19 protein-coding genes are annotated in these 24,805 nt (G+C 56.8%); 9 read left to right on the top strand and 10 right to left on the bottom strand.

Going from position 1 to position 24,805, the window contains the following annotated elements:
* Positions 1–96: 96 nt before the first annotated feature.
* The 7 genes from FHT29_RS26675 to hisD form a co-directional block, all read right to left on the bottom strand.
* Complete coding sequence (locus FHT29_RS26675) at positions 97–1,203, bottom strand: ABC transporter ATP-binding protein (RefSeq protein ID WP_168600478.1); 1,107 nt, start codon at positions 1,201–1,203, stop codon at positions 97–99.
* Position 1,204: 1 nt separating this feature from the next.
* The gene (locus FHT29_RS26670) at positions 1,205–2,917 is read right to left on the bottom strand and encodes an iron ABC transporter permease (protein WP_168600477.1); all 1,713 of its coding nucleotides are present in this window, start codon (positions 2,915–2,917) and stop codon (positions 1,205–1,207) included.
* A gap of 5 nt (positions 2,918–2,922) precedes the next feature.
* Positions 2,923–4,002, bottom strand: coding sequence for an extracellular solute-binding protein (locus FHT29_RS26665; RefSeq protein ID WP_168600476.1), 1,080 nt, complete (start codon positions 4,000–4,002; stop codon positions 2,923–2,925).
* Between the two features lie 375 nt (positions 4,003–4,377).
* Positions 4,378–5,862, bottom strand: a complete 1,485-nt coding sequence (locus FHT29_RS26660) for an NAD(P)(+) transhydrogenase (Re/Si-specific) subunit beta (RefSeq protein WP_168600475.1) — start codon at positions 5,860–5,862, stop codon at positions 4,378–4,380.
* A 22-nt stretch (positions 5,863–5,884) separates the two neighbouring features.
* Entirely contained in the window at positions 5,885–7,459 is a 1,575-nt protein-coding gene (locus tag FHT29_RS26655; protein ID WP_168600474.1) for a Re/Si-specific NAD(P)(+) transhydrogenase subunit alpha, read from the bottom strand.
* A gap of 19 nt (positions 7,460–7,478) precedes the next feature.
* On the bottom strand, positions 7,479–8,249 hold the full coding sequence (locus FHT29_RS26650) for an SDR family oxidoreductase (RefSeq protein WP_168600473.1): 771 nt from the start codon (positions 8,247–8,249) through the stop codon (positions 7,479–7,481).
* Between the two features lie 30 nt (positions 8,250–8,279).
* On the bottom strand, positions 8,280–9,590 hold the full coding sequence (hisD, locus tag FHT29_RS26645) for a histidinol dehydrogenase (protein ID WP_168600472.1): 1,311 nt from the start codon (positions 9,588–9,590) through the stop codon (positions 8,280–8,282).
* 79 nt (positions 9,591–9,669) lie between these two features.
* On the opposite strand from hisD, the gene FHT29_RS26640 reads away from it, so the two are divergent.
* Complete coding sequence (locus tag FHT29_RS26640) at positions 9,670–10,662, top strand: substrate-binding domain-containing protein (RefSeq protein WP_149344141.1); 993 nt, start codon at positions 9,670–9,672, stop codon at positions 10,660–10,662.
* 76 nt (positions 10,663–10,738) lie between these two features.
* Here the strand turns inward: FHT29_RS26640 and FHT29_RS26635 are convergent, their stop codons facing one another.
* Positions 10,739–11,734 carry a LysR family transcriptional regulator gene (locus tag FHT29_RS26635; protein WP_245513111.1) on the bottom strand — a complete coding sequence of 332 codons (996 nt, stop codon included), beginning with the start codon at positions 11,732–11,734 and terminating at the stop codon, positions 10,739–10,741.
* 91 nt (positions 11,735–11,825) lie between these two features.
* On the opposite strand from FHT29_RS26635, the gene FHT29_RS26630 reads away from it, so the two are divergent.
* The 6 genes from FHT29_RS26630 (at position 11,826) to FHT29_RS26605 (ending at position 20,374) form a co-directional block, all read left to right on the top strand.
* On the top strand, positions 11,826–13,109 hold the full coding sequence (locus FHT29_RS26630) for a serine hydrolase domain-containing protein (RefSeq protein WP_168600471.1): 1,284 nt from the start codon (positions 11,826–11,828) through the stop codon (positions 13,107–13,109).
* A gap of 29 nt (positions 13,110–13,138) precedes the next feature.
* Positions 13,139–14,020 carry an NmrA family NAD(P)-binding protein gene (locus tag FHT29_RS26625; RefSeq protein WP_168600470.1) on the top strand — a complete coding sequence of 294 codons (882 nt, stop codon included), beginning with the start codon at positions 13,139–13,141 and terminating at the stop codon, positions 14,018–14,020.
* Between the two features lie 72 nt (positions 14,021–14,092).
* Positions 14,093–14,920: an aldo/keto reductase gene (locus FHT29_RS26620; protein WP_168600469.1), complete on the top strand. Its 828-nt coding sequence runs from the start codon at positions 14,093–14,095 to the stop codon at positions 14,918–14,920.
* Positions 14,921–14,988: 68 nt separating this feature from the next.
* Positions 14,989–16,527 (top strand): GGDEF domain-containing phosphodiesterase, encoded by a 1,539-nt coding sequence (locus FHT29_RS26615; RefSeq protein WP_168600468.1) that lies wholly within the window; start codon positions 14,989–14,991, stop codon positions 16,525–16,527.
* 211 nt (positions 16,528–16,738) lie between these two features.
* Positions 16,739–18,643 (top strand): methyl-accepting chemotaxis protein, encoded by a 1,905-nt coding sequence (locus FHT29_RS26610; RefSeq protein ID WP_168600467.1) that lies wholly within the window; start codon positions 16,739–16,741, stop codon positions 18,641–18,643.
* Between the two features lie 516 nt (positions 18,644–19,159).
* The gene (locus FHT29_RS26605) at positions 19,160–20,374 is read left to right on the top strand and encodes a condensation domain-containing protein (protein ID WP_168600466.1); all 1,215 of its coding nucleotides are present in this window, start codon (positions 19,160–19,162) and stop codon (positions 20,372–20,374) included.
* A gap of 143 nt (positions 20,375–20,517) precedes the next feature.
* Here the strand turns inward: FHT29_RS26605 and FHT29_RS26600 are convergent, their stop codons facing one another.
* Positions 20,518–21,381, bottom strand: coding sequence for an aldo/keto reductase (locus FHT29_RS26600; RefSeq protein ID WP_246703130.1), 864 nt, complete (start codon positions 21,379–21,381; stop codon positions 20,518–20,520).
* Between the two features lie 81 nt (positions 21,382–21,462).
* Here FHT29_RS26600 and FHT29_RS26595 point away from each other — a divergent pair, with 81 nt between their 5' ends.
* The gene (locus FHT29_RS26595) at positions 21,463–21,882 is read left to right on the top strand and encodes a MerR family transcriptional regulator (protein WP_168600464.1); all 420 of its coding nucleotides are present in this window, start codon (positions 21,463–21,465) and stop codon (positions 21,880–21,882) included.
* Between the two features lie 247 nt (positions 21,883–22,129).
* On the opposite strand, the gene FHT29_RS26590 is transcribed toward FHT29_RS26595, so the two are convergent.
* Positions 22,130–23,410: an ROK family transcriptional regulator gene (locus FHT29_RS26590; RefSeq protein WP_168600463.1), complete on the bottom strand. Its 1,281-nt coding sequence runs from the start codon at positions 23,408–23,410 to the stop codon at positions 22,130–22,132.
* 272 nt (positions 23,411–23,682) lie between these two features.
* Here FHT29_RS26590 and FHT29_RS26585 point away from each other — a divergent pair, with 272 nt between their 5' ends.
* The gene (locus FHT29_RS26585; protein WP_168600462.1) at positions 23,683–24,798 is read left to right on the top strand and encodes a substrate-binding domain-containing protein; all 1,116 of its coding nucleotides are present in this window, start codon (positions 23,683–23,685) and stop codon (positions 24,796–24,798) included.
* The last annotated feature ends 7 nt before the right edge of the window (positions 24,799–24,805 follow it).

Below are 24,805 nucleotides of genomic sequence, written 5' to 3'. Positions count from 1 at the left end.
CGGCTATTCCCATGGTGACCGGTACCCGAAATGGGAAGATGAGCGTCGATCACCTTCCCATTGTTGAACCTCGGTTAGGCTGATGCGCGCCGTCCCTTATGAAGCCAGCGCCAAACTCCTGTTGCGGTCGAGCACGACGGCAACATTTTGCGACAACGGGATCTCGACACTCCTGGGAGCACTGACGCGCACTTCAGCTTTGCCGATCGCGACGCGATAGTCGAGGTGACTTCCCATGTTGATTCTTCCGCTCACATGGCCAGACAAGACGTTCTGATCCCCGCTCGACGGCTCTACACTGAGTGTAGCGTGCTCTGGGCGGAAGCTCAGTGTGACGTTGGAACCCGGCTCAATCGCACCGACAGTTGCGCAAGCGATTTCAGCGCCAGGCAAGACGGCAGTTTCGACAAACGCCGCGTTCCCTTGGCATCGCAACACTTTTGCTTCGAGCAAATTGCTCGATCCGATGAAATCGGCAACAAACCGGTTGGCCGGACGGTCGTAGATATCTGAAGGAGAACCGATCTGCTGAATGTGGCCCCCTCTCATGACGATGACGCGGTCCGATACGACCATGGCCTCTTCCTGATCGTGGGTTACGTATAGAGATGTTATACCGAGCTCCGCCTGCAGCCGCCGCAATTCAAGGCGCATAGCCTCACGCAGCTTTGCATCGAGATTGCTCAGCGGCTCGTCGAAAAGAAGCACCTTTGGCTCATAAACAATTGCCCGCGCAAGCGCGACGCGTTGCTGCTGTCCACCGCTTAACATCGTCGCTGGCCGATCCAACTGCGCCTCCAGACCAACCTTCGCCAAAACGCGCCGAATGCGTTGATCCCTTTCAGCGCGGCTTAGCTTAAGATTGTGAAGACCGTAGGCCACATTTTCCGCGACCGACATATGAGGCCAGACCGCGTAAGACTGAAAAACCATTCCGAACTGTCGCCGTTCCGGTGGCAGATGGATGTTATTCGCAGGGTCGGAGACAGGCTCGCCGTCAATGGATATCTTTCCGCCACTGATGGTCTCGAAGCCGGCGATTGCTCTCAGGGAGGTTGTTTTCCCGCAGCCACTCGGTCCGAGCAACGTCAGAAACTCTCCTTTGGCAAGCGAAAAGCTGACGCGGTCAACGGCTTTCATCGCGCCGTAGTTCTTCTCGATGCGGTCGACTTCCAAAAATCCCTTTGTTTCCGCTCCTCTCATCTCACTTCTCCCTGCTTGTTTTGGTGGCGAATTGGAAAATTACAACAACGCCAAGGATGACGAACGATTGCAGCATGGCGTAGGCCGCCGCCTTTCCGCTTGTTGCGTGCTCAAGTAGCTGCCAAAGCGCTACCGAGGTCACTTCCGTACCTGGCTTCCAGAGAAGGATGGACATCGGCAACTCTCGAAGAAAGAGGACAAAAAGCAGAACCCAGCCAGCCAGGAGTCCGGGCCTCAGTAGTGGCAGTGTGACCCGACGGAAGGTACGGCTGTAAGCCGCGCCACACGAACGCGAGGCCTCTTCAAGTTCGGGAGAAACCGATAGCATGACGCCAGATACGCTTCGCAGTCCCAGCGGCAAGTCACGAGAAAGGTAGGCGATCAGCATGACGACCAGCGTGCCGTATAGAGGGCTACGCAGGGATATCAGCAGAAATCCCATCGAAAGAACGATACCTGGAATACCGACCGGCAACGACGTCACGATGTCGATAAAGCGCTGACCGGGAAGCCGGCTTCGATAGATGGTCTGCGCGATGATCACGCTCAGCAGAACACCGACCGTTGCCCCGACAAGAGCAAGAACCAGCGAGTTCTCAAAACCGCGTATCGTCACCTCGTTCTCGAAAATTACGTACTTATAGTTGCCTAGAGTGAACTGTGACCACTTGAATGATCCAAGCCAGATGTTTTGGAATGACTGAAGGGCCAATGCCACGAGAGGAAGGAGGACTGCGACGAGGCAAAAGACAGCATTCAAAGCGAACCCGAGCCACCGCCATGCCCCAAGCCGAAGGGTCGACGGCCTGAAACCTTTGCCGGTCAGTGTGATGTAGTTACGGCGAAGGATCATGTGTCTATAGAAGAGTACGCAAACGATCGTTGCCGCCCCTAGCAGGCTTCCAAGGGTGGCCGCCATCCCGTAGTCGGGTTGCGCCCTTTGCAACACCTCGAAAATCTGCGTGCTGACCGTTTCAATGTTTCGCGGAATGCCGATCGTCAACGGAACGCCAAACTCCCCTGCCGAGGCGACAAACGTCAGAATGACCGAGGATAGGATCGATGGCATTGCCAAAGGAAGTGTGACCCGCAACATCGTATACATGATTCCGCGTCCACAGGAACGCGAGCTCTCCTCCAGCGACGGGTCCATCTGCTGCAATGCTGCGCAGGTCATGATGTAGACCACTGGCGCAAAGAAGATACCTTGAACCCACATGATCCCGAACAGGCTGTAGATGTTGAACGGGTTCGCAGACACCCCGAGGAGGCTGTTGACCGCGACGTTAAGCAAACCAACGCGAGGTGCCGTCAGGTATGTCCATGCGATCGCGCCTATGAAGGGCGAAAGGTAGAATGGGATCGTATTGCAGACATGGAGCAGTCGCCTTCCCGGAAGATCCGTCCGGGTAACGAACCACGCGAGCGACACGCCCACCAATGAGGCGAGCAATGTCGTTCCAGTGCTGATCAGGATCGTATTCGTGACAGCGTTCAAGAACACGGGCGTCTGGAACGCCCGTGCAAAGTTGCCCAAACCAAGCTCTTTCGTGCCGTCGAGGCCCTCGACTGACAGAGCTTGCTGAAGAATGACGCCCATCGGCAGCAGGATAATGGCGCATACAAAGACGCTGGCCAGAACCTGAACGATGCGATCGCTCGGTATATTCGGCCACCTTGACCGTTTCCCCTCGATCATCACCTCGCTAAGCATGGCCATCACTCCCCGAACACTCGACGAAAATCAGCGCGCCATTTATCAAGCGCTTCCTGGGTCATCGCGTCCCAGTCAACCGACACCGTTTTAATTTTATCGACGGCAGCGATGAACGGTACAGCGTCGTCGGGAACCTTGACCTTTGCAATGGACGAAATTCCTTCCTGTTCGACAAGGATCTCCTGTCCCTTTTCGCTGAATATAAAGTCGGTCCAGAGTTTCCCTGCGTTTGGGTGAGGCGCTTTGGCCAGCACTCCTCCATAGCTGCCGGTTGCCACGATCCCTTCGCTCGGCCAGCCCATCTTCAAGGGGACCTGATCACGCACCTGATAAGCGCGGGGGCCAAAGCCGAAGATCGCGATTGGAAACTCGCCCGACATGACGCGGTCCCTGATATCCGTCGATCGGACAACGAAGAAGGGATCCTGCGCCTTCATCTTTTGCAGCCATTCGTCGGTCCAGACGTTTGCCTGACGAAGACCGGCGTACTGGTCGAGGTAGCCAGCAGATTTTCGGGCGTCACCAATGATGATCTGTCCCTTGTATTTGGGGTCAGCGAGCTGAGCCCAGCTGGTGATGTCCTCACTTACGAAAGCAGGGTTCCACATCACCCCAAAGACGATAACTGATGCGGCCTGGAAATAGCACCCGCCATCCAAGACCTTGGATTGCTTCAGGTAAACAAGGGTCTTGTAACTCTCGGAGCAATATTCGAGCAAGGCACCCTTCTTCGCCAGTCCCCGCCAGAACGACTCCGAATTCACCGCAACCCAGTCGATGGAAACCTTGTCGGCCGCCATCTCCTGTCCCACGCGTGCAACCACTCCCGAGGAGTCCGCCGTATAACCTTCTATCTGGAAGGAATCGGGAAGCTTGTATGTCTCGCGGAATGCCTTTTCGAGGACTTTCTGCGTTTCAGGGGCGGTCATGTTCGTCGCGTAAGTAAGGCGCCCTTCCTTCACCGCTGCATCAATCAAGCTCTGATCCGCAGAGTAGGCTGTGCCAGCGGAGAATGACGCTGCCATCAAAGCAACAGATGCTACCCCCCGGAGGCAACGCGCCATAGTGTGAGAAATTTTCATAACTTCCTCCCATTGGTTGTCAGTGGTAACGAAACGCCATCTTGGCGCTCCTCTTTCGTTATCGATTGATAACTTAGCTCGACTTTTTGATTTTGGCAAGACCTGAAAGCTACGCATGCTCAGCGCTTATAGCGTTCCTCCGGAGTCCGGTAATTAGACACTTAGGAGTGTGGATGGCCGGTTTTGGTCTTCGGCCGATCACCCAGCTGGACCCACGCTGCCGCTGGTTATCAGGACTTCTCACAAGCGGGCACGCCGGCCGTGTTCTGCCGGACGTGACGCCAGAGGCGCGTCGGGGGCAAGGGAACCAGGCTCATCAGAGATGGCCACGCCGAGTGTCGGCGAAGACCAAGAAAACCCTAAGCACTGGATGTGTCAGATCTGGCTAATGAGCGCTGTAATCGACATCTTCGCATCACCATAGAACATGCGGGTATTATCTTTATAGAACAGCGGGTTCTCGATGCCGGAGTAACCGGTGCCCTGCCCGCGCTTTGACACAAAGACCTGCTTAGCCTTCCAGACTTCGAGAACCGGCATGCCTGCGATCGGCGAGTTTGGATCCTCCTGGGCGGCCGGATTAACAATGTCGTTCGAGCCGATGACGATCGCGACGTCAGTGGCGGGGAAATCGTCGTTGATCTCGTCCATTTCGAGCACGATATCATAGGGCACCTTGGCCTCGGCAAGTAGCACGTTCATATGGCCGGGTAGCCGGCCGGCTACAGGATGGATCGCGAAACGGACCGTTTTGCCGGCTGCCCGCAGCTTACGGGTCAGCTCGGACACAGCTTGCTGGGCCTGCGCCACCGCCATTCCGTAGCCCGGGACGATCACAACGGTGTCCGCTTCGTTCAGCGCCGCTGCAACCCCGTCGGCGTCAATGGCGATCTGTTCACCGATAATATCCATCGCCGGGCCACTGGTTGCTCCGAAACCGCCAAGAATGACCGAGACGAAAGAGCGATTCATCGCCTTGCACATAATGTAGGAGAGGATGGCACCCGACGAACCGACCAACGCACCCGTGACGATCAGAAGATCGTTGCCTAGCGTGAAGCCGATCGCAGCGGCAGCCCAACCGGAATAGGAGTTCAGCATCGATACTACCACAGGCATGTCGGCGCCGCCGATGCCCATGATCAGGTGATAACCGATGAAGAAAGCAAGGAGCGTCATTGCAATCAGCGCTCCGACGGTGCCGTCATTCGCATAAATGATAAGAAGGACGAAAGCGAGAAGGACGGCGGCGGCATTCAGCGCATGGCCGCCGGGCAGTTTTTTCGCCTTTCCGTCCACCTTGCCGGCGAGTTTGCCAAACGCGACGACTGATCCGGTGAAGGTGACGGCGCCGATGAAGACGCCGAGAAACACCTCAACTTTCATGATCGCAAGCTCGACCGGTGTCTTGTGGGCGAGAATGCCTGCAAACCCTTCGATGGTCGCGCGCGCCATTCCATCCATACCGGAGATGTGTGCCGCCTCAATGTGCGCGTTAAAGCCGATGAAGACAGCCGCCAGGCCGACAAAGGAGTGCAGCGCTGCTACGAGCTGCGGCATCTCGGTCATCTGCACCCGCTTTGCGACAGTAGTTCCGAGCAGAGCGCCGGCGATCATCAGCGGGGCTATGAGCCAGGCGCCAACGCTCTTGCCGATATCTGGGTCAAGAGCCGGGGACCCAGAAGTCCAAGATCCGAGAAACTGGGGCCCAAAGACTGTGGCAATGACGGCGAGCGACATGCCGCCCATGCCGTACCAGACGGCACGTTTGGCGCTCTCCTGGCCGGACAAGCCGCCGAGCGACAGAATGAAGAGGACAGCCGCGGAAATATACGCAGCCGAAACGATTCCGATGGTCATGATATATTCCCTTATGCCGCCGTCAGGACCTCTGGAACATGGCGAGCATTCGCCGCGTGACCAGAAAACCGCCGACGATATTGACTGTGGCGATCAGCACGGAGAGAGCGGAAAGAGCCACGACCAGCCAGTTGCCAGAGCCGAGCTGCAGCAGCGCGCCGAGGATGACGATGCCGGACACGGCATTGGTCACCGCCATCAACGGCGTGTGCAGCGAATGCGAGACGTTCCAGATCACCTGGAAGCCGATGAAGCAGGCGAGCATGAAGACCACGAAATGGCTCATGAAGCTTTCCGGCGCATAGGCACCGACCAGCAGCAGCAGGGCGGTGCCCGCGAGAACCAGCCCCCCCTGGTTGCGCGTTTGTGCCTTGAAGGCGGCCTCCTCTGCAGACCGCTTTTCCTCGGGCGTCAGTATCTTCGCCTTTTCCCGTGGCTTCTGGGCGGCGATCGCCTGCACCCTGGGTGGCGGCGGCGGAAAGGTGATCGCCCCTTCGAAGGCCACCGTTGCACCGCGGACGACGTCGTCTTCCATGTTGTGGAAGAGCCTGCCGTCCTTGCCCGGTGTCAGGTCCGCCATCATGTGGCGGATATTGGTGGCATAAAGCGTCGAGGCCTGGGAAGCCATGCGGCTCGGGAAATCCGTGTACCCGATTACCACGACACCGTTGTCGGACACGACCTTCTGGTCCGGGACAGTCAGGTCGCAATTGCCGCCACGCTCAGCGGCAAGGTCGACAATCACGGAACCCGGCTTCATTTTCGCCACCATGTCGGCGAGCCAGAGTTTTGGCGCATCGCGGCCGGGGATCAGCGCGGTGGTGATGACGATGTCGATCTCGGGCGCCAGCTCACGGAACTTTTGAAGCTGTTTCTCGCGGAATTCTGGCGATGAGGGAGCCGCATAACCGCCGGTCGCAGCACCGTCTGTCGCCTGGTCGGCAAAATCGAGAAAGACAAACTCGGCGCCCATGCTTTCGATTTGTTCGGCCACTTCCGGACGAACGTCAAAGGCGTAGGTGATGGCCCCGAGCGAGGTCGCAGTGCCGATCGCCGCAAGGCCGGCGACACCGGCGCCAATAACCAGAACTTTAGCTGGCGGCACCTTGCCCGCGGCCGTTATCTGGCCGGTGAAGAACCGCCCGAAACTGTTGCCCGCTTCGATCACCGCCCGGTAGCCGGCGATATTTGCCATCGACGACAGGGCATCCATCTTCTGGGCGCGGGAAATGCGCGGCACCATGTCCATGGCAATCACGTTCACGCCGTTCGCGCAAGCGACTTGCAGCAGGTCACCGTTCTGCCCTGGATAGAAGAATGAGATCAGCGTCTGTCGATTTCGGTAGTGTCCGATCTCATCGGCGGTCGGGGGACGAACTTTGGCAATCACATCGCTTGTCGCCGCCAGCGCTGTCATCGTATTCAGGACCTGGACACCTGCCAGACGATAGGCGTCGTCCGAAATGCCGGCCCCCAGACCAGCTCCAGCCTCAATGAAGCACTCATGACCAAGTTTTTGCAGTTGCAATGCGCTTTCGGGCGTCAACGCGACACGCGCCTCACCCTCGGCTCGCTCTCGCGGAACACCGATTTTCATTTTGTAGTCCCGTTCTTTGCTAACCCGCCGTCCAGCCGCCATCGACCATCAGCGCTGTTCCCGTAATCATCGAGGATGCATCGGAGGCGAGAAAGGTAACCGGTCCCATGATGTCCTCAAGCTCGCCCATGCGGCCGAGCTTGATCTTCTCCTGGATCCAGCGGAGGCGGTCAGGATTGGAAAGCGTCTGTTCAGCGAGCGGCGTCCTGATGAAAGTCGGACAGATGGTGTTGACCCGAACTCCGTGGCTGCCCCACTCAATCGCCATAGACTTCGTGAAACCCTCAATGGCATGCTTGGTGGCGCTATAGACAGCACGATCTATCCCGCCGACATGGGCCATCTGGGAGGATACGTTGATGAGCGACCCGGGCCGTCCAGCTTGGATAAGACGTTTGGCGACCGCCCGTGTCAGGAAGTAGGCTCCTCGCAGATTGATCGAAGCGACCGCGTCGAAATCCGCGGGAGTTGTTGTCAACGCAGGACCATGACGCGCAAGTCCCGCGCTGTTGACAAGAATGTCGAAGGCAGGAAGAGACGCAATCGTCTCCTCCAAAGCCTCGACGCTTCCAACATCCAACGCGAGAGCGGTGCCGGAGAGCCCTAGGGCTTGCAGAGCGTCAACGGCTTCATCGAGCTTGTCGATCGAGCGCGCCGCAAGGGTCACATTGGCACCAGCCTCGGCGAGCGCCACAGCGGCCGCCTGGCCGATCCCCGAGGATGCTCCAACGGCGAGCGCGGTTTTGCCGTCCAGCCTGAAGGACGGGGTGCGGGGCAACTTTAAGGTCATCAGATCACCTAAACCCTCTCTTGGCGGCGACTACTCAGCCGCCGCGCCATAGGCCACATTCTTACCGCCGTATCGCCGGACCCGCACGTTGGCCTGTTCGGCATGCCCCACGAAACCCTCCAGGATGCAGAGGCGCGAGCAGTATTCCCCGATTTTGGCCGCGGCCTCGTCGGTGAGCACTTTCTGATAGGAGTGCGTCTTAAGATACTTTCCAACCCATAGTCCGCCAGTATAGCGACCAGCCTTCTTGGTGGGGAGCGTATGGTTTGTGCCGATCACCTTGTCGCCGTTCGCGACATTTGTCCGCGGGCCGAGGAACAACGCGCCGTAGGAATGCATGTTGGCGAGGAACCAATCGTCGCGGTCAGTCATGACCTGCACATGTTCGGAGGCGATGTCGTTGGCAACTTCGAGCATCTCGTCATAGCTGTCACACAGAATAACTTCGCCATAATCATTCCAGCTTCGCGAGGCGGTGTCAGCTGTCGGCAGGATTGCAAGAAGCCTTTTAATTTCCTCAAGCGTAGCCTGAGCAAGCTTGCGCGAGTTGGTGAGCAGAACAGCGGGCGAATTGTAGCCATGCTCAGCCTGACCGAGCAGGTCGGTCGCGCAAAGCTCGGCGTCCACTGTTTCGTCAGCAATCACCATCGTTTCAGTTGGGCCCGCAAAGAGATCAATTCCGACGCGACCGTAGAGCTGGCGTTTGGCTTCCGCGACAAAGGCGTTGCCTGGGCCGACCAGCATGTCGACAGGCTTGATCGTTTCAGTGCCAAGGGCCAACGCACCGATCGCTTGAACGCCGCCGAAAACATAGATTTCATGGGCGCCGCCGAGATGCATCGCTGCAATAACGGCAGGGTTTGGCGCCCCTTTGAAAGCAGGTGTAGCCGCTGCGATGCGTGGTACGCCAGCAACGGCGGCGGTGACGACCGACATGTGTGCAGAGGCCACCATAGGGAATTTGCCACCAGGAATATAGCAGCCGACCGATTGGACAGGGATATTCCGATGACCGAGGATGACGCCAGGAAGCGTTTCGACTTCGATGTCGACCATCGAATTTCGTTGTGCCTGCGCAAAATTGCGCACCTGCGCTTGGGCGAACTCGATGTCTGCCATATCACGCGCCGAAACCTTGCTTACGAGGGCTTCGATCTCGCCGGCGGAGAGCCGAAACGATGGTGGTGCGTAATTGTCGAATTTCTCAGACAGTTCCCGAACCGCCGCATCGCCACGGGTTTCAATGTTCTTCAGGATGTCAGCGACAACGTTGCTGACCTTGGTGTCATCCTCGGAGCGCTCAGATTGAGGTTTGCCGTGCTTAAGGTAGGTAATAGCCATAATGTTCTCCCTTCCGGCACAGAGATTACGGTGCTAAAAGTTCATTGCAAGTTTTCATCGAGAAAGTGAAAAATTTTCAATGCCGCTGACCAACAAGCCTACCGCCAAGCAAGTGGCCCATGCTGCCGGCGTCTCTATTTCAGCTGTCTCACGCGCCTTCAGCCCAAATGCGCCGATCGATCATCAAAAGCGGAAGCGGATATTGGCTGCGGCAGAAGCTATCGGGTACGTCAGCCCTGCCCGAAGAACTGCTGAGATCATCGCAGAGGGGACAATAACCCTTGTCGCTGGCGACCTGTTGAATCCCTTCTACCCCACCGTATTGGATCTTCTGGCACGGCGGGTTCAAGAGAGCGGGCGGCAGCTCGTGGTCTATGCCCTTCCCGCCAACTCCGATGTTGACGCAGCTACAGATCAAATTTTGGCGTCGCGACCATCGGCGGTCATCGTGACCTCGGCACAGCTCACCTCAACGATGGCACGAGCTTGCCGCCAACATCAGATCAAAGTGGTCCTCCTCAACCGGGTGCAAAGAGACATTCGAATTAACGCGGTTGCTTGCGACAACTATCAAGGGGGACGAGATGTTGGCCGACTTTTGCTAGAGCGCGGTCATCGCAAGATTGGATTTATCGGCGGGGTTGCCAATACATCAACGCATGCGGAGCGGGCACGGGGATTTCGTGAGGTCCTTGCTGAAGCAGGGGTGAGAATCCACGCCCAGGCCCTGGGCGACTTCGAATATCCTGGCGGCTACCGAGCCGGACAGGCCTTGCTCTCCATGAATGACCCTCCGGGCGCAATTTTCTGCTGCAACGACATCATGGCGCTTGCCTTGATCGACGTTGCTCGCGAACGAGGCATTCGGGTTCCAGACGATCTTGCTGTGGTCGGCTTCGATGACATTCCCATGGCCTCATGGAACGCATACAGGCTGACGACGGTGAGGCAGCCGGTGGAACTCATGGTACAGGAGGCTCTAAGCCTAATTGATGATCCAAACATCAAGCCGACCGATGACGGCATCACCCGAATGCTCACGGGATCCCTGACCCTCAGAAACAGCAGTTGACTCGATTCTCAAAGTTGCGTCGTTCGGCGCGGTACAGACGGATCGAAACCACGAGGCCGCCCTCCGTCTTCTGTCGTCAGCTCCGACGCGCCTTCTCCCTTGTAATCTGCTGGACAAAATCGAGGAACGCGCGAACCTTTGCCGGAGGCAGATGGCGCGCCGGATGGTAAGCATAAAGTGGGTAACGTTCATCCGGCCAGTCTTTTAGAATCTGTCTGAGATGACCGGTTTGCAACCATGATTCAAGGCCGATTTCGAGGCTTTGAAAGATCCCTTGACCGGCGACACAGGCAGCGACAGCGGCAGACGGGTCGTCAAAAACAATCCGACCCTCGACTTTCGCCCTGACGATTTCGTCGCCGCGGTGAAATTCCCATGGGAAAGCTCGGCCAGTCTCGGGGTCTCGAAACAGGATCGCTTCATGATTGGCTATCTCTTCGGGTCGCGCCGGAACGCCAAACTTTTCAAGATAGGAAGGCGCCGCGCAGGTGACGACGCGGACGTCCAGAAGCTTTCTCGCGATCAGCGAGCCGGCGTTAGTCGAGCCAAAGCGGACGGCAACATCAAACCCGCTCATCATGTCGTCGCGACCATTGGCTGTCATCAAATCGATCTTCAGATTGGGATATTGCTCGCTAAGGCGAGGTAGCTGAGGCGCCAACACTGTCCTTGCAAACCATGGGTCGATCGAAACACGCAGCCTCCCAGCAACCGCAGCTGCCGATCCCGCGGCGGTCGCGGCCGCTTCTTCGAGACCCGCAACGAGCGGCAAGGCTTGCAGACGAAACAGACGACCCTCTTCGGTCAAGGCGACGGAACGAGGAGTGCGGTCAAAAAGACGCACGCCCATTCTGGTTTCAAGTCGTCCGATCGCCCGGCTGATACCGGAAGGCGTCACCCCCAATACGTCAGCGGCCTTGGCGAAATTGCCGGCGTCGGCAACCGCCAGGAAGACACTCACTCCAGTTAGAAGACGTCCATCAAAGCTCATGCAAATGGTCTCGCATCCCGTGAACACGAATGGTAGTGATTTTTTATCACTTTGATTATGACTATTATGATCTTTTAGCAACGCACATCGCTGTGTTAGCAAATTTCCGTCCGCCTCGAGAAGGCGAGCGGTTTACCAGACCCGCCATACGTCTGGGTTGAAGGTGAAAATCATGAATGAGATGACGAGAAGAGCCGTGCTGACGCGCGGCAGCATGGCGGCTGCGGCGGCCTATCTCGGGGCGACAGCCGTGCAGGCGGCAGCCGGCGAAGCCCCGCGCCGCTCGAATGGAAAATTCAAATCCATCGATGCTGCAATGTCGAAGGCCGTGAGCGACCGCACAGTTGCTGGCGCTGTCGCGATGGCGGCAACGCAGAAGGGCATGATCTATGAAGGTCTCTTCGGCAAGGCAAACCCGGAAGCCGGCGCGCCAATGCAGCCCGACACGGTGTTCTGGCTGCTGTCGATGACGAAGGCGATCACCGCAACGGCATGCATGCAGCTGATCGAGCAGGGCCGGCTCAAGTTGGATGACGACGCATCGAAATATCTGCCGCAGCTGGCCGCACCCAAGGTGCTGGTGGGGTTTGACGCCAACGGTCAGCCGCAACTGCGCCCGGCCAAGAATACGATCAAGGTTCATCACCTGCTGACCCACACCTCCGGTTACACCTATGCGAACTGGAGTGACGTGATACCGCGCTACGAGACGGCCACCGGTTTGCCTGATATCGCAACCTGTGAGAACGCGGCCTTCAATGTACCGCTCGAGTTCGAACCCGGCGAGCGCTGGCAGTACGGCATCAGCATGGACTGGACTGGCAAGCTGGTTGAGGCGGTCAGCGATCAGTCTCTGGAGGTCTATTTCCGGGAGAATATTTTCCAGCCGCTGGGAATGAAGGACTCAGGATTCCTGATCAGCAGCGAACAGAAGCGTCGCGTCGCGACATGCTTCAGCCGTGAGAGCGATGGGGGCTTGAAAGCAATGCCATTCGAAATGCCTCAGCGTCCCGAATTCTTCATGGGCGGTGGCGGCGCATACAGCACACCCCGTGACTACATGATGTTGCTTCAGGCCCTTCTGCATGGCGGCAAGTTCAACGGCGCTCAGATCCTGAAGCCTGAGACGGTCGCGATGATGATGCAGAACCAGATCGGCGAGCTGAATGTTCGCAAGATGATTTCGTCGGCGCCAGCCTACTCCAACAGCTTTGACCAGTTCCCCGAGCAGAAGCACAAATGGGGCTATTCCTTCGACATCAACACCGAGGCAGGCCCGTACGGCCGCTCAGCAGGAAGCGCATCCTGGGCCGGGCTGCTCAATTGCTACTTTTGGATTGATCCCGTTCGCAAGGTCACCGGATCGCTCTTTACCCAGCTTCTTCCCTTCTATGACGACCGTGTCGTTGCTCTCTACGGCGATTTCGAACGCGGGCTCTATGACGGCCTCGCTTAACCTCTCCTCTTTTTAATGGAAAATCAGACATGTACGCTATCACTGGAATTACTGGCAAAGTCGGCGGCGCGCTTGCGCGGACCCTGCTTGCAAACGGCAAGGCCGTCCGTGCGATTGTTCGCGATCAGGCCAAGGGCGCTTCATGGGCTGCTCTCGGCTGCGAGGTCGCGCTAGCCGAGATGGAAGACACAAAGGCGCTATCGGCGGCCTTCGCCGGCGCCGAAGCAGTGTTCATTCTTCCGCCGTCCGAGTTCGACCCCGAACCCGGCTATCCCGAGGCGCAGAAGGTGATCGACAGTGTCGTCGCCGCTCTCAAAACCGCGCGCCCGAAAAAGGTCCTTTGCTTGTCGACGATCGGCGCAGACGCGAAGGAGGACAATCTGCTCTCCCAGCGTACGATGCTTGAAAATGCGCTCAACGATCTTGACCTACCTGTCACCTTCCTCCGGCCCGCATGGTTCATGGAAAATGCGCTTTGGGACGTTGGCACGGCGCGCGACACGGGCATTCTCTACAGCTTCCTGCAGCCCTCGGACAAAAAATTCCCGATGATCGCGACGAAGGACATCGGCATCCTGGCGGCGGAGCTAATCCAGCAGGATTGGAGCGGAAAACGCGTGGTCGAGTTGGAGGCTGCTCAACGTGTGTCGCCAAATGACCTCGCAAAAGCGTTCGAAGTTGCGCTCAACAGGCCGGTGAAGGTCGAGATTGTCAACCGCGAAACCTGGGAGGAACTGTTCCGCTCGCAAGGGATGAAGAACCCGACGCCACGGATTCGCATGCTGGACGGCTTCAATGAAAGTTGGATCGACTTCAAAGACGGCGGTCGCCTCGCACGAAAGGGAAATACCTCGCTGCAGCAGGTCGTGGACGCGCTGGTGTCCGGTGATAACACCGACGATCGCGCCTGAGAGAACGACCACGATGCAGGCGGCTCTTCCGCCTGCATTTCCAGCTTTAATGTGGTGGAAGGAGAATTTCCAATGGACGCAATCGAAACGAAAGGCGTGTCGATACCTCGCCTTGGCCTCGGGACGTTCCGGATGCCCGGCCTTAGTGCGCAGCCGGTGGTGGAAAGCGCGCTTTCGCTCGGATATCGGCATATTGACACTGCGGCGATGTATGAGAATGAGGCGGCGGTCGGTACGGCGATCGCAAGCTCGGGAATTCATCGCCGCGAACTCTTCGTTACAACCAAGGTTTGGCACGATCAGCTGGCTCCGGAGGCTCTTCAGCGATCCTTTGCTGCAAGCCTCGAAAAGCTGAAGATGGACTATGTCGATCTTTTTCTTGTGCATTGGCCATCGGCTGACATGGACATAGCCGCGACCCTGACCGCCATGGAGCGGCTTCGTGAACACGGGTACGCGCGAGCAATCGGTGTCTGCAATTTCAACATGCCGATGATCAGGCGCGTTGTTGAGGAAATCCAGGTTCCGATTGCGGTGCATCAGATCGAGTACCATCCGTATCTGTCGCAAGCGCCTATGCTTCAATATCTGCGCGCTAGAGGAATTGCGCTCACAGCCTACGCTCCTCTGGCGCAGGGCCGCGCGGCGAGTGACCCAGTCCTCCAGTCGATCGGCCGGAAACACAATGTCAGCGCGTCGCAAGTCGCTATCGCTTGGCTTCTTTGCCAGGAAGGTGTGATCGCGATCCCAAAGGCCGCAAAAATTGAAAGTCAAACGTCAAATCTGTCGGCGACCGCGGTCAACCTTGATGAAGAAGACCTCGCATTGATCGCGGCATTCCCGAAGGATCAGCGCTACGTAAACCCGCCGTTCGCGTGTGACTGGACTGCCAGCGTCTGAGGTTGCAGTCACACTTGTGGCCGCGCCAAGACGCAATGTAAATCGTACCCTTCTATGCGGGCAGTCAAATGCTGACAGTTCACACCTTTGCAGCCAGGAAAACGACACCCTGGCTGCGCACGCTCCTCTTCCTTGGCGCAACGACAATCACCTACCTTGCGTGGGGCATCAATGTTCTGGACGAGCACAATCAAGCGAGCCCTGGTCACGTTACGATACAGCTCAATGAATCGCTTTATCTTGGCCTGATGATCACCACAGCCTTACTGCTCTTTGGAGCCTGGCAATACATCGCTCAGCGACGTGAGATAGAATGCCGTATCATCGCCGAACAACGCGCTAGACATCTTGCGTATCACGACAGCTTGACCGGGTTGCAGAACCGACGGTCGCTTGAGGAGGGACTGGGCCGTACCCTCGCATCTGCGCCAGCAAATGATAGGCGTAGTGCCGTCCTGATGCTGGACTTCGACCATTTCAAGAAAATCAATGACGTCTACGGCCATGCGACGGGAGATGAGTTTCTGCGGATCGTTTCGACCCGAATGCTTCACGCCGTTCCGACGAACGGAACTGTCGGCCGTCTTGGCGGCGATGAATTTGCGGTCATCCTCAATGAAAGCGCGAGGGGGAGCGATTTCGCAGCTACTGCGCGTCGCATCATCTCCGTGATTGGTGAACCGATTGAGATCGATGATAAGGTCCTCACGCCAGAGCTCTCGATTGGTATCGTTGAGATTTCCGGAACTGAGACGGTGAGTGAAATCCTACGCATGGCCGATCTCGCTCTTTACCGCGCGAAATCCGAGCGCGGAAGCTGCTTCCTATTCTATTCGGCAAGCATGGAGGAAGATTTTTCGCGTAGCACAACGCTTCTCCAGGATCTGCGTCAGGCACTGCGGCTTGAACAATTTCGCGTTTATTATCAGCCGCTAATTCACTGCAAGTCGGGCCAGATTTGTGCATATGAGGCACTGCTGAGGTGGGTCCACCCATTGCAGGGGATAATTTCACCAACGGTTTTTATACCCCTCGCCGAGGAATCCGGCCTGATTTCGTCGATCGGTGAATGGGTGCTTCACCAGGCCTGCCGAGATGCGGCGGCTTGGCCCGAAACGATCAAGGTATCGGTCAACGTTTCACCGCGACAGTTCCTCGATGGTGGCTTTCCTTCGGTAGTCGAAGCCGCATTGGCCACAACAGGTCTCGAAGCAAACCGGCTTGTGCTTGAAATCACAGAAACAGTGCTTCTTCGCGAGAGCGACGCGAACTTGGATGCCTTGCGCGAAATACGTGCCAAAGGTGTTGCTATCGCGCTCGATGACTTCGGAACTGGCTTTTCTTCGCTCAGCTACCTTCAAAGCTTCCCTTTCGATATCGTGAAAATTGACCGCTCGTTCGTGAAGCGAATTGGAGAATCAGCACAATCCGAAAAAATACTTCGGACCATGATTGAACTCCTCACCTCCCTCGAGGTGCCGATCACCGCCGAAGGTGTAGAAACAGAAGTGCAAAGAGAATGGGTTTCTCGGCTCGGTTGCCACAACATGCAGGGATATCTTTTCGATCGGCCGCGTCCCATCGCCGAGATTGCGATGCTGCAATGATTTGGTCTGTCGCTACCTATATCGGCGAGGCCCCTCGTTGTCTCGTGGCTGGCTGGGTAGCAACTGCCAGGGAAGCTCCACCAATCGACGAGGCATGTCCTTCCTAGCCTCGCCCGGCAACCACGGCTGAATGAATCCGCTAGTGGCCCGATCCAACCTCTCGACCATGATCAGCTAGCTGCCCCAACGGGTGGAAGCGGAAGGATTACCTATGAAAGATCTCCCCATTGTCGGCAAGCTGACCGTTCTGCTCGGGGCATTCGGTGCGTTTACGGTTCTTGTCGCAACTTACTCTGGCAACCAAATCTCGAAAATCAATGTGAGCTATACGAGCCTCCTGAATCAAGAATCGGCCGCGGCACTCGCTCTTGGAAAAGCTGACAAGGCATTCGAGAATAGCCGAGCCGCCATCGGCGATTTGCTTATGTTGACCGACGATGACCTCAACACGCAATCGATCGCCGAATTGAACGAGGCGCACCGCGCGTTTCTGGCGGAGATGGACAATGCGATCGCAGTAGCACCGGCTGAAACCGCGCTACCAAGGTTAAAAGCCAAAGGCCTTGATGTCCTTGATAACCGCTGCCGCCCCACAATGAATGCAGCCATGAGCGCCACCGCTTCGTCTGATGTCGCAGCATCCCAGGCGACATTTCTGCGCGACTGCCAACCGCTTTTCCCGCCCCTGAGTGTCGAAATCGGTACAGAAGCAAAGCATCTCGCGGAGGAAGTCAGAGCTGGGAACCTTGAGCTGTCGTCTGTTTCAAAGGCGGTAATCACCAAAACCTTGCTGACCATTGTTTCGGGTCTCGCGTGCTTGATGATCATCGCGGTCGTTGCGGCAAGATCATCCTTGGTGAGACCGATCAAGCAACTAGCTGACGCTATGAACCGACTTGCAGATAGCGATCTTGAGGTATCTGTAGTTGGCGCAGAGCGCAGTGACGAGGTTGGGAGCATGGCGAGAGCTGTGCAGATCTTCAAGGAAAATGGTGTTCGCGCGCGTCTGATCGAGGGCGAAGCACAGTCACTGCGGGATCGCAACGAGAGAGAACGCGCCGAAAGGGCGGCGATTGAGGGAACGCGATTGGCAGAACTGCAAGCCGCCACAAGCAGCCTGGCTCAGGGCCTACAGCGGCTGGCCGCGGGGGACCTGACATTCCAGCTTATCGAACCACTCGCCGATGACTTCGAAAGTCTCAGGCGCGACTACAATGCTGCCGCAGCTCAGCTAAAAGAAACGCTCGCGACTGTACAGGATGCGGCAAGCTCCATTGAGATCGGAACGAGGGAGATCAGTGCGAGTGCCGATGACCTGTCAAAGCGCACTGAGCATCAGGCCGCATCGCTTGAGCAGACGGCGGCCGCTCTTGATCAAATCACGACAAATGTCGTCAATGCCACCAACAGAGTGGATGATGCAAGAAAACTTGCACAGCAGACGAGTGACAGTGCCACCCGATCTAGTGCAATCGTCTCAGACGCGGTCCAAGCCATGCGTAAGATCGAAAATTCGTCCCGGCAGATCGCTACTATCATTGGCGTCATCGACGAAATCGCTTTTCAGACAAACCTTCTCGCGCTCAACGCCGGAGTCGAAGCCGCGCGCGCTGGCGAGACTGGCAAAGGGTTCGCGGTGGTCGCTCAAGAAGTGCGCGAGTTGGCGCAGCGATCGGGACAGGCGGCCCTGGAAATCTCGAACTTGATACGAAATTCTACCGAGGAAGTGGACGGCGGAGTGAAGCTTGTCAGCCAGACGGGGATGGCACTGGAGAGTATTGGCGCCGGCATCGTTGATATTAATCGGCACATGGATGCGATCGCGACATCCGCCAAAGAGCAGGCCCTCGGACTCTCAGAGGTTAACACGGCTGTCAATCACATGGATCAGGTTACTCAGAAAAACGCGGCCATGGTTGAGGAAAGTAATGCCGCGAGCGCTTCTCTGGAGGCGGAGGTCACAACACTTCGACGGATTGTCTCACGGTTCGATTTAGGATCTCGATCCGCTAACCTGGGCTCTGATGGTGCTCTCGCAATGTCCCGGCCACCACGGCTCGCGATCGCTCGGGGGATCTCCGCCGACTCCCGTCGCGCTGCGGTCAGCGAGGGCTGAAGCTTTGACGGAATAGACGTGCCGTTTTCGAAGATGGGAGCGGCTCGTCTGTAATGTGACGAAGAAAGTATCAGCATCCTCCCAAGAATTACCAATCAGATCAGCTGCTAGGCAAAACGCTGATGCCGCACCTGATCACGGCCATTACACCATCACAACAAAAACCACCTAGCCTTGAACGACCATAATAACCGAGTGCTGGTAACTCGATGCCCGTGGGCCTAGCCCGTTCCTGATGCGTGGCAATGATTGTTGGTCACTCCTGTAATGACATAAGGGCGTTCGGAACCCGCCGACGGCGGGGCTATAGGATTGGTCGAGTGCACGACAGCAATCTTCAGGACAATGAACCTGAGATCACGGTCGTTCTGAAGGACAGCACTTGTTCTAAGCGACGTCGGCCTATTGGGCACGTCAGTACCGACGGAGACGTCCCAGAAGTTCGCACTTTGCCCTCAGATAAGCACTCGACAACCGACAACACCAAACAATCATCAGGATGATGAGGATACTGCGATGGACACCTGTTTTCCTATTGTACGCCCGCTCGGGGTCATTGAAGAGTTCTTCTGGCTCTTCGATCATAGTTCCCCGATGCATTTCTGCATCGCTGCGGAGGTGAAGGGGCGGACGCGCGTGGCCGATTGGCGGGCTGCAGTGGATGCGCTCCAGGCGCGGCACCCGATGCTGTCCGTCTCTATCGACTCCTCGCAGCAGCGGGTTCCCCACTTTTACAAGAACGGTGGCAGGATTCCCTTGCGGATCGCTCCGCTAGGAACGACTTGGGAGCGGGAAGCAGAACATGAAATCGCGACATTGTTCGATCCGACCGAGGGGCCGCTCGCTCGTGTAGTGTTGATCCATGAAAGCGAAAGAGCCTTCGTCCTCCTTGTCACTCATCACGCCATTTCCGATGGGTTGTCGTCGATCTACATGCTTCGAGATTTGCTGGAGGCACTGTCAGGGCAGCAGCTGGCCCCTTATGACTTTCCGCCGTCAATCGACCAGATATTGGGGGCCCCTACCAGACCGACTTCAGCGCCCGGCAAGCGGCTGTCGCACGCGCTGGCGGTTGAACGCTTGAAGAAGCCTGTGCACGTAAAAGGCTTAGCCGTCGCGTCCGAAACGACTAACTTGTTAAGGGAGCGCGCACGACGGGAAGGCACGACCATGCACGGAATTGTCTGTGCCGCAGCGACGTTGGCAGGGCGCGCCGTTGACGCGGCATGGCGCGATCGAGCCGTTAGCATCTTCTCTCCGGTTGATCTTCGAAAGCTGCTCCAGCTAAACGACGAATGTGTTGTCGCAGTAAGCAAGACATCAACCGTGATAGAACCCAAAGCGCCTAGCGACATATGGGAGATGGCTAGGTCCGTCACTGCCTCCTTACTTCCAGTGAAGACACTCGAGGGTGGAGCCACGGTCTTCAGTGCGATCTATGAAGCGTTGTCGACCGACATGGATGAAACCGATGGCGCCCGTTTCAATGCAGACGCCTTCTCGGACACCATGCTCGTGTCTAACTTGGGGCAAGTCCCGTTCTCGTCTTCGATCGGCGAACTGACCATTGAGGCCTTGTGGGCGCCTGTGGTTCTTCGAGGCCACGACGCGGAGCAAACCATCGGCGTCTCAACGATCAACGGATCGCTTCATCTCGTGCACTCCAGCTGGTACCCACTGCCCGGCTTCTTAGAGGAAATCCAGGCCAGACTGCAAAACGCGTCGCGTTGAAGTCCGGATGACAAACGGCGAATATGCCACCTCCCGCCGGCCAAGCTGTCGGCGGGAAGCGAGCTAGGACACTGGCACATGGATGGCCTCTTGCATCGCACCTCGGACAGGCGCGCTCGTTCCGATGTAGAGCTCGACGGCGGTCAGGCAACCATCTGTTCAAGCGCCTCCAGGTCTGTTGGGGACAGCTGAACTTCCAGGGCCTTAACGTTTTGTTCCAGATGGTCGATAGACGATGTGCCGGGAATGACAATCACCGATCGTGATTTTTGAAGCAGCCAAGCCAGCGCAACTTGTGCAGCGGTCGCATCGAGCCGTCTCGCGACATCTTGGACCACCTCTGATTTCGCTAGGTCCCCAGAATGCAGCGGCCAGAATGGAATGAACGCGATCGCGTTTGCTTCGCAATAGGCAAGGACGTCCTCATGCTTGCGCGTGGCAAGATTGTATATATTTTGAACAGTCGCAATTTCCACCACTGATTGCGCGCGCTTAATTTGGTCGACGTCGACCTCAGATAGACCGATGTGACGAATCTTACCCTCACCACGAAGAGCGCGGAATACGTCGATCGTTTCCTCAATAGAAACGTTTGGATCCACCCGATGGAGTTGATAGAGGTCGATACATTCGAGCCTAAGCCTTCTGAGGCTACCCTCGATCGAAGTTCGGATGTGCTGCGCAGAACCGTTCATAGAAATGCCCGGGTTTTCACGGGTCGCAGGCCCAGCACTCCGCACCAGCCCGGCCTTCGTCCCGATGACAGTCCCTTCACGATAGGGCGATAAGGCGTCGGCGATGATTCGTTCGTTGTCACCTGGACCATAGACATCTGCCGTATCAATGAAATTAACGCCGAGATCTATTGCCCGACGCAGCACAGAACGCGCATTGTCTTCATCATCCGGCGGCCCCCACACGCCTGGTCCGGTCAGCTTCATTGCGCCGAAACCCATACGACAAACCGGCAGGTCACCGCCAATCCGCACCACTGAACTTTCTACCATCATATCTTTCCCCGTATCTTGGAGCTATGAGATGGCATCCCTTGTAAGGGTGGAGCATACTCCACGGTCAATAGGAAAATTATGCTGATTTCTGCTTTCGCAGCCGCGACCGGCCTTAGCCGGGATACAATCCGCTTTTACATTCGATTGGGCCTAATTGAGCCGCAGAAGCGAAGCGGTGGCGCTCGTCACCCCTACCAGATTTTCTCCGCCCGGGACGTCACAGCGGCCAAGATGATCCGCACGGCTCAATCACTCGGCCTGTCGCTCAAAGAAATCTCCGCTATTGCTAAAGAACGGCGCGAAGGCCGTATGACGCAAAGCCGCAGCGCCGACATTCTGCGTGGACAAGTGAATCTTTTGGAGAAGAAGGCCATCGAGCTATCGGCGATGACGGATTATCTTTACGATAAAATCCGTTGGATAGAAGGCGGTGAATTGGGTGCAATGGCCGACTTCGAGCAATACCTTGCGCATGCACGACAGAGACGCCCAAAATAGCAGAGTGATCTGGGTAGTCTGCCGCCAATCATTCATAACCGGGCATGCGCGCCACGTCCTGATCATGGCAGGGCTCGCTCCTTCGTTCTAGGGAGCATTATGTGCCTATGTGACACGTCCACGTTTGATCAGAGCATTTTCAAGGGGGGCCGACTTGATCGCGTTTTCGCGTTACTTATGTCGGGTTCTCCCCGGCGGCTGAGCGCGCGGACCTGATTTTGAGCAATCCGGTCACAGACACGAGATGTCATGATCGTGGGTCCTGTAGAAGCAATCCGGTGATTACGCCAGCCGCCCCCCAGACCGCAGCATTCTGCCCCTTCACGGCGGCCCGCAAATCGACATTTCGCCCAAAGCTATCCATCAACCAGTCAACAAACTCGCCCTTTAATTCCCCAAAATCATCATCGTACATTTCTGCGAAAAACCCACCAAGGACGATTGCGGACGGATCATACATCTCAACCAGATTTCCAAGTCCCACCGAGAGATAATGTCCAAGAATGCGCATCGCCTCGACGGCGTTCTTATCGCCTGCGTTGGAAAGTGACCGAATATCAAGGTGGGTCAAAGGGCCGACAGCTTCCCTTCCCGCAGCCCGCATTTTTTCCGCGTATCGGCGCGCCAGCGTGTCTCGACCGACGTAGACCTGCCAACAGCCTTTCTTTCCGCACTCGCATTGTGGCCCATCCGGCTGGATGGTGATGTGGCCCACTTCGCCCGCGGCACCGTGTGCGCCACGTAGGATGTGACCATTGACCATAACCCCTGCTCCGATTCCAGGTCCGCCAGAAAGATATATAAAATTCTCCAGTGAGCCTAACGGACCATAGACTTGCTCCCCAATGGCCGCGAGGTTTGCCTCGTTGTCTATCGCGATGATCACGTGCGGGTGGATCAAATCTTGCAATTCTGCCCGAAGGAGGCGTTGCACGTCCTGTCGGCGCCATCCCAGGTTCGCGGCAACGAGCAACTGCTTTCTTTCGTCCACCACGCCGGGCACGGCCAACCCTATGCCGAGCACCGACGACGGCGAGAGGTCCAGTTCCTTGAGGGCAGAACGCGTTGTTTCGCCCACGAGTTGAATGCTCTCCCCAAACGTGATCTCCCCTAGCGCCCGTTCCACTTTGGAAACAATCCTCTCTCTTCCCGATAGATCGGAGACGAGAACCTTCACGTGATCGACGTTGATCTCCGCGCCGATAATAACCCCTTTGGCGGGATTAGGGGACAACAGTTCCTGAGGCCGCCCCACCGGACCACGGTTCGTACCGCTCATCCGGATCCAGTTCGTCTCAAGCAGTTCGTCCGTGAGATTTGTAACGGTCGCCTTGTTCAAAGCCGTCAGCTTCGTAAGCTGTGCTCTCGAAATTGGCCCCGATAGCACAATCGCCTTGAGAACTACGGCAAGGTTAGCCCGACGCATGCCTTCCCTGTCCATCGTCATCTGGTGGGATGGTCTTCCCTTTCTGATAAAATCGTCCACATTCAATTCCTTGTCGCCTGCATGAAAGTGCTTACCTGCCACGGCAGTTCCTCATGCAGGATCACAGATGCCAGTCCATCTCAGTTATCCGAAACCGCAGTCATTCACCAGCAGACAAAACGCACGCTCTGGCGCCTCCCGCTTTTCAGACCATTCGCAAAACAAAAATTCAGAACCCGCTTGACTTAGTTTATTCAATCAACTTATGCTCCAAATTGCAAGGTGATTTTGCCGTTCATACTGTGGGAAAGGCCCATTAATAAGCGCCTCTCATTTGTATACTGGCAAAACTTATCATAACTGGGAGCACTGAAATGAACATTCGTATTCAGACGCGCCGGGCTTGGCTCGGTTTCGCGGCACCTCTACTTGTCTGCGCTGCATTTGCCTCAGCCCATGGGGAAGAGGCCGGCAATGGAGAGGCCCTCGTTAAAGAAAAGTCGGTGGAGACATACGCCGATCTGCCCTACACGTCCGTCCTTCCTCTTCCGGAAGGGCCAGTGAAGATCGAAGGCAAGAAGAAGATCCTCGTAGGCTTTTCCCAGACCTGCTTCACGTTTCCTTATCGCGTCGCCATGCTTGAAAGCGTGCTCGCAGAGGCTAAGCGCCATCCCGATGTCGAAATTATCACCACAGATGCCGGGTGCAATCTATCAAAGCAGAGCAACGATATTGACGACCTATTTGCGAAGGGCGTCGATGCTTTGATCGTTAGTCCCCTCGAGGCAAACGGATTGTCTAATGCCGTTCGCCGGGTCATGGACGCGGGAAAGCCCGTGATCGCAATCGACCGAGATATCTATGGTCCCAAAACCCTGTTCATCAGCCAAGACAACATCTCGCTGGCCAAGGCGGAAGCTGAGCAGATGATCACTGACATCGGGGGCAAGGGCAAGATTGCGGAAATTACGGGGCTGTCGGGAACTTCCGTGGCAATTGACCGGGGCAAAGGTCTAGCGGAAGCTCTTAAGGAGCATCCGGACGTACAGCTTGTCGCCCGCGGCGACGGAGAATGGGAACGGGAGAAAACAGCCTCGGTGACGGACGACTTTATTTCTCGGTTTCCGGACCTGAACGCGATCTTCACGCATGGCGAGGATATGGGTTGGGCTGCTGCCCGATCGGTCGCTCGTGCCGGAAAATGCAAGCAGATCGGTGTTTACACCATCGACGCCTCCCGGGCCGGCATGCAGTCGGTCGCTGACGGCCAGCTTGCAGGTAATATCGGCTATTCCGCGCTGATCGGCGACATCGGCCTTCGCGCGGCAATTTATGCCCTTCGCGGCCAAGAATTTCCGAACGCCGAGAAATATGACCAGCCAGGTTTGAGACTGCGCCTTCCGAACGGTGACCCTGTAACCAAGTCGAACGCAAACGAAGCAATCAAAACGGGCTGGGGGCGTTTCGCACCTCCGTCGAATCCCTGCTGAGGAGTTG

Source organism: Rhizobium sp. SG741, from assembly GCF_012275435.1.
Classification (GTDB): Bacteria; Pseudomonadota; Alphaproteobacteria; order Rhizobiales; family Rhizobiaceae; genus Rhizobium; species Rhizobium lusitanum.
The sequence above is the reverse complement of the archived record's forward strand: the minus strand, read 5'-3'. Positions and strand labels throughout refer to the sequence as shown.

What these genes read in the sequence shown, in the direction of transcription:
- FHT29_RS26675 (WP_168600478.1), bottom strand. Translation starts at nt 1,203, where the DNA reads ATGAGAGGAGCGGAAACAAAGGGATTTTTGGAAGTCGACCGCATCGAG.
- FHT29_RS26670 (WP_168600477.1), bottom strand. Translation starts at nt 2,917, where the DNA reads ATGCTTAGCGAGGTGATGATCGAGGGGAAACGGTCAAGGTGGCCGAAT.
- FHT29_RS26665 (WP_168600476.1), bottom strand. Translation starts at nt 4,002, where the DNA reads ATGAAAATTTCTCACACTATGGCGCGTTGCCTCCGGGGGGTAGCATCT.
- FHT29_RS26660 (WP_168600475.1), bottom strand. Translation starts at nt 5,862, where the DNA reads ATGACCATCGGAATCGTTTCGGCTGCGTATATTTCCGCGGCTGTCCTC.
- FHT29_RS26655 (WP_168600474.1), bottom strand. Translation starts at nt 7,459, where the DNA reads ATGAAAATCGGTGTTCCGCGAGAGCGAGCCGAGGGTGAGGCGCGTGTC.
- FHT29_RS26650 (WP_168600473.1), bottom strand. Translation starts at nt 8,249, where the DNA reads ATGACCTTAAAGTTGCCCCGCACCCCGTCCTTCAGGCTGGACGGCAAA.
- hisD (WP_168600472.1), bottom strand. Translation starts at nt 9,590, where the DNA reads ATGGCTATTACCTACCTTAAGCACGGCAAACCTCAATCTGAGCGCTCC.
- FHT29_RS26640 (WP_149344141.1), top strand. Translation starts at nt 9,670, where the DNA reads ATGCCGCTGACCAACAAGCCTACCGCCAAGCAAGTGGCCCATGCTGCC.
- FHT29_RS26630 (WP_168600471.1), top strand. Translation starts at nt 11,826, where the DNA reads ATGAATGAGATGACGAGAAGAGCCGTGCTGACGCGCGGCAGCATGGCG.
- FHT29_RS26625 (WP_168600470.1), top strand. Translation starts at nt 13,139, where the DNA reads ATGTACGCTATCACTGGAATTACTGGCAAAGTCGGCGGCGCGCTTGCG.
- FHT29_RS26620 (WP_168600469.1), top strand. Translation starts at nt 14,093, where the DNA reads ATGGACGCAATCGAAACGAAAGGCGTGTCGATACCTCGCCTTGGCCTC.
- FHT29_RS26615 (WP_168600468.1), top strand. Translation starts at nt 14,989, where the DNA reads ATGCTGACAGTTCACACCTTTGCAGCCAGGAAAACGACACCCTGGCTG.
- FHT29_RS26610 (WP_168600467.1), top strand. Translation starts at nt 16,739, where the DNA reads ATGAAAGATCTCCCCATTGTCGGCAAGCTGACCGTTCTGCTCGGGGCA.
- FHT29_RS26605 (WP_168600466.1), top strand. Translation starts at nt 19,160, where the DNA reads ATGGACACCTGTTTTCCTATTGTACGCCCGCTCGGGGTCATTGAAGAG.
- FHT29_RS26600 (WP_246703130.1), bottom strand. Translation starts at nt 21,381, where the DNA reads ATGGTAGAAAGTTCAGTGGTGCGGATTGGCGGTGACCTGCCGGTTTGT.
- FHT29_RS26595 (WP_168600464.1), top strand. Translation starts at nt 21,463, where the DNA reads ATGCTGATTTCTGCTTTCGCAGCCGCGACCGGCCTTAGCCGGGATACA.
- FHT29_RS26585 (WP_168600462.1), top strand. Translation starts at nt 23,683, where the DNA reads ATGAACATTCGTATTCAGACGCGCCGGGCTTGGCTCGGTTTCGCGGCA.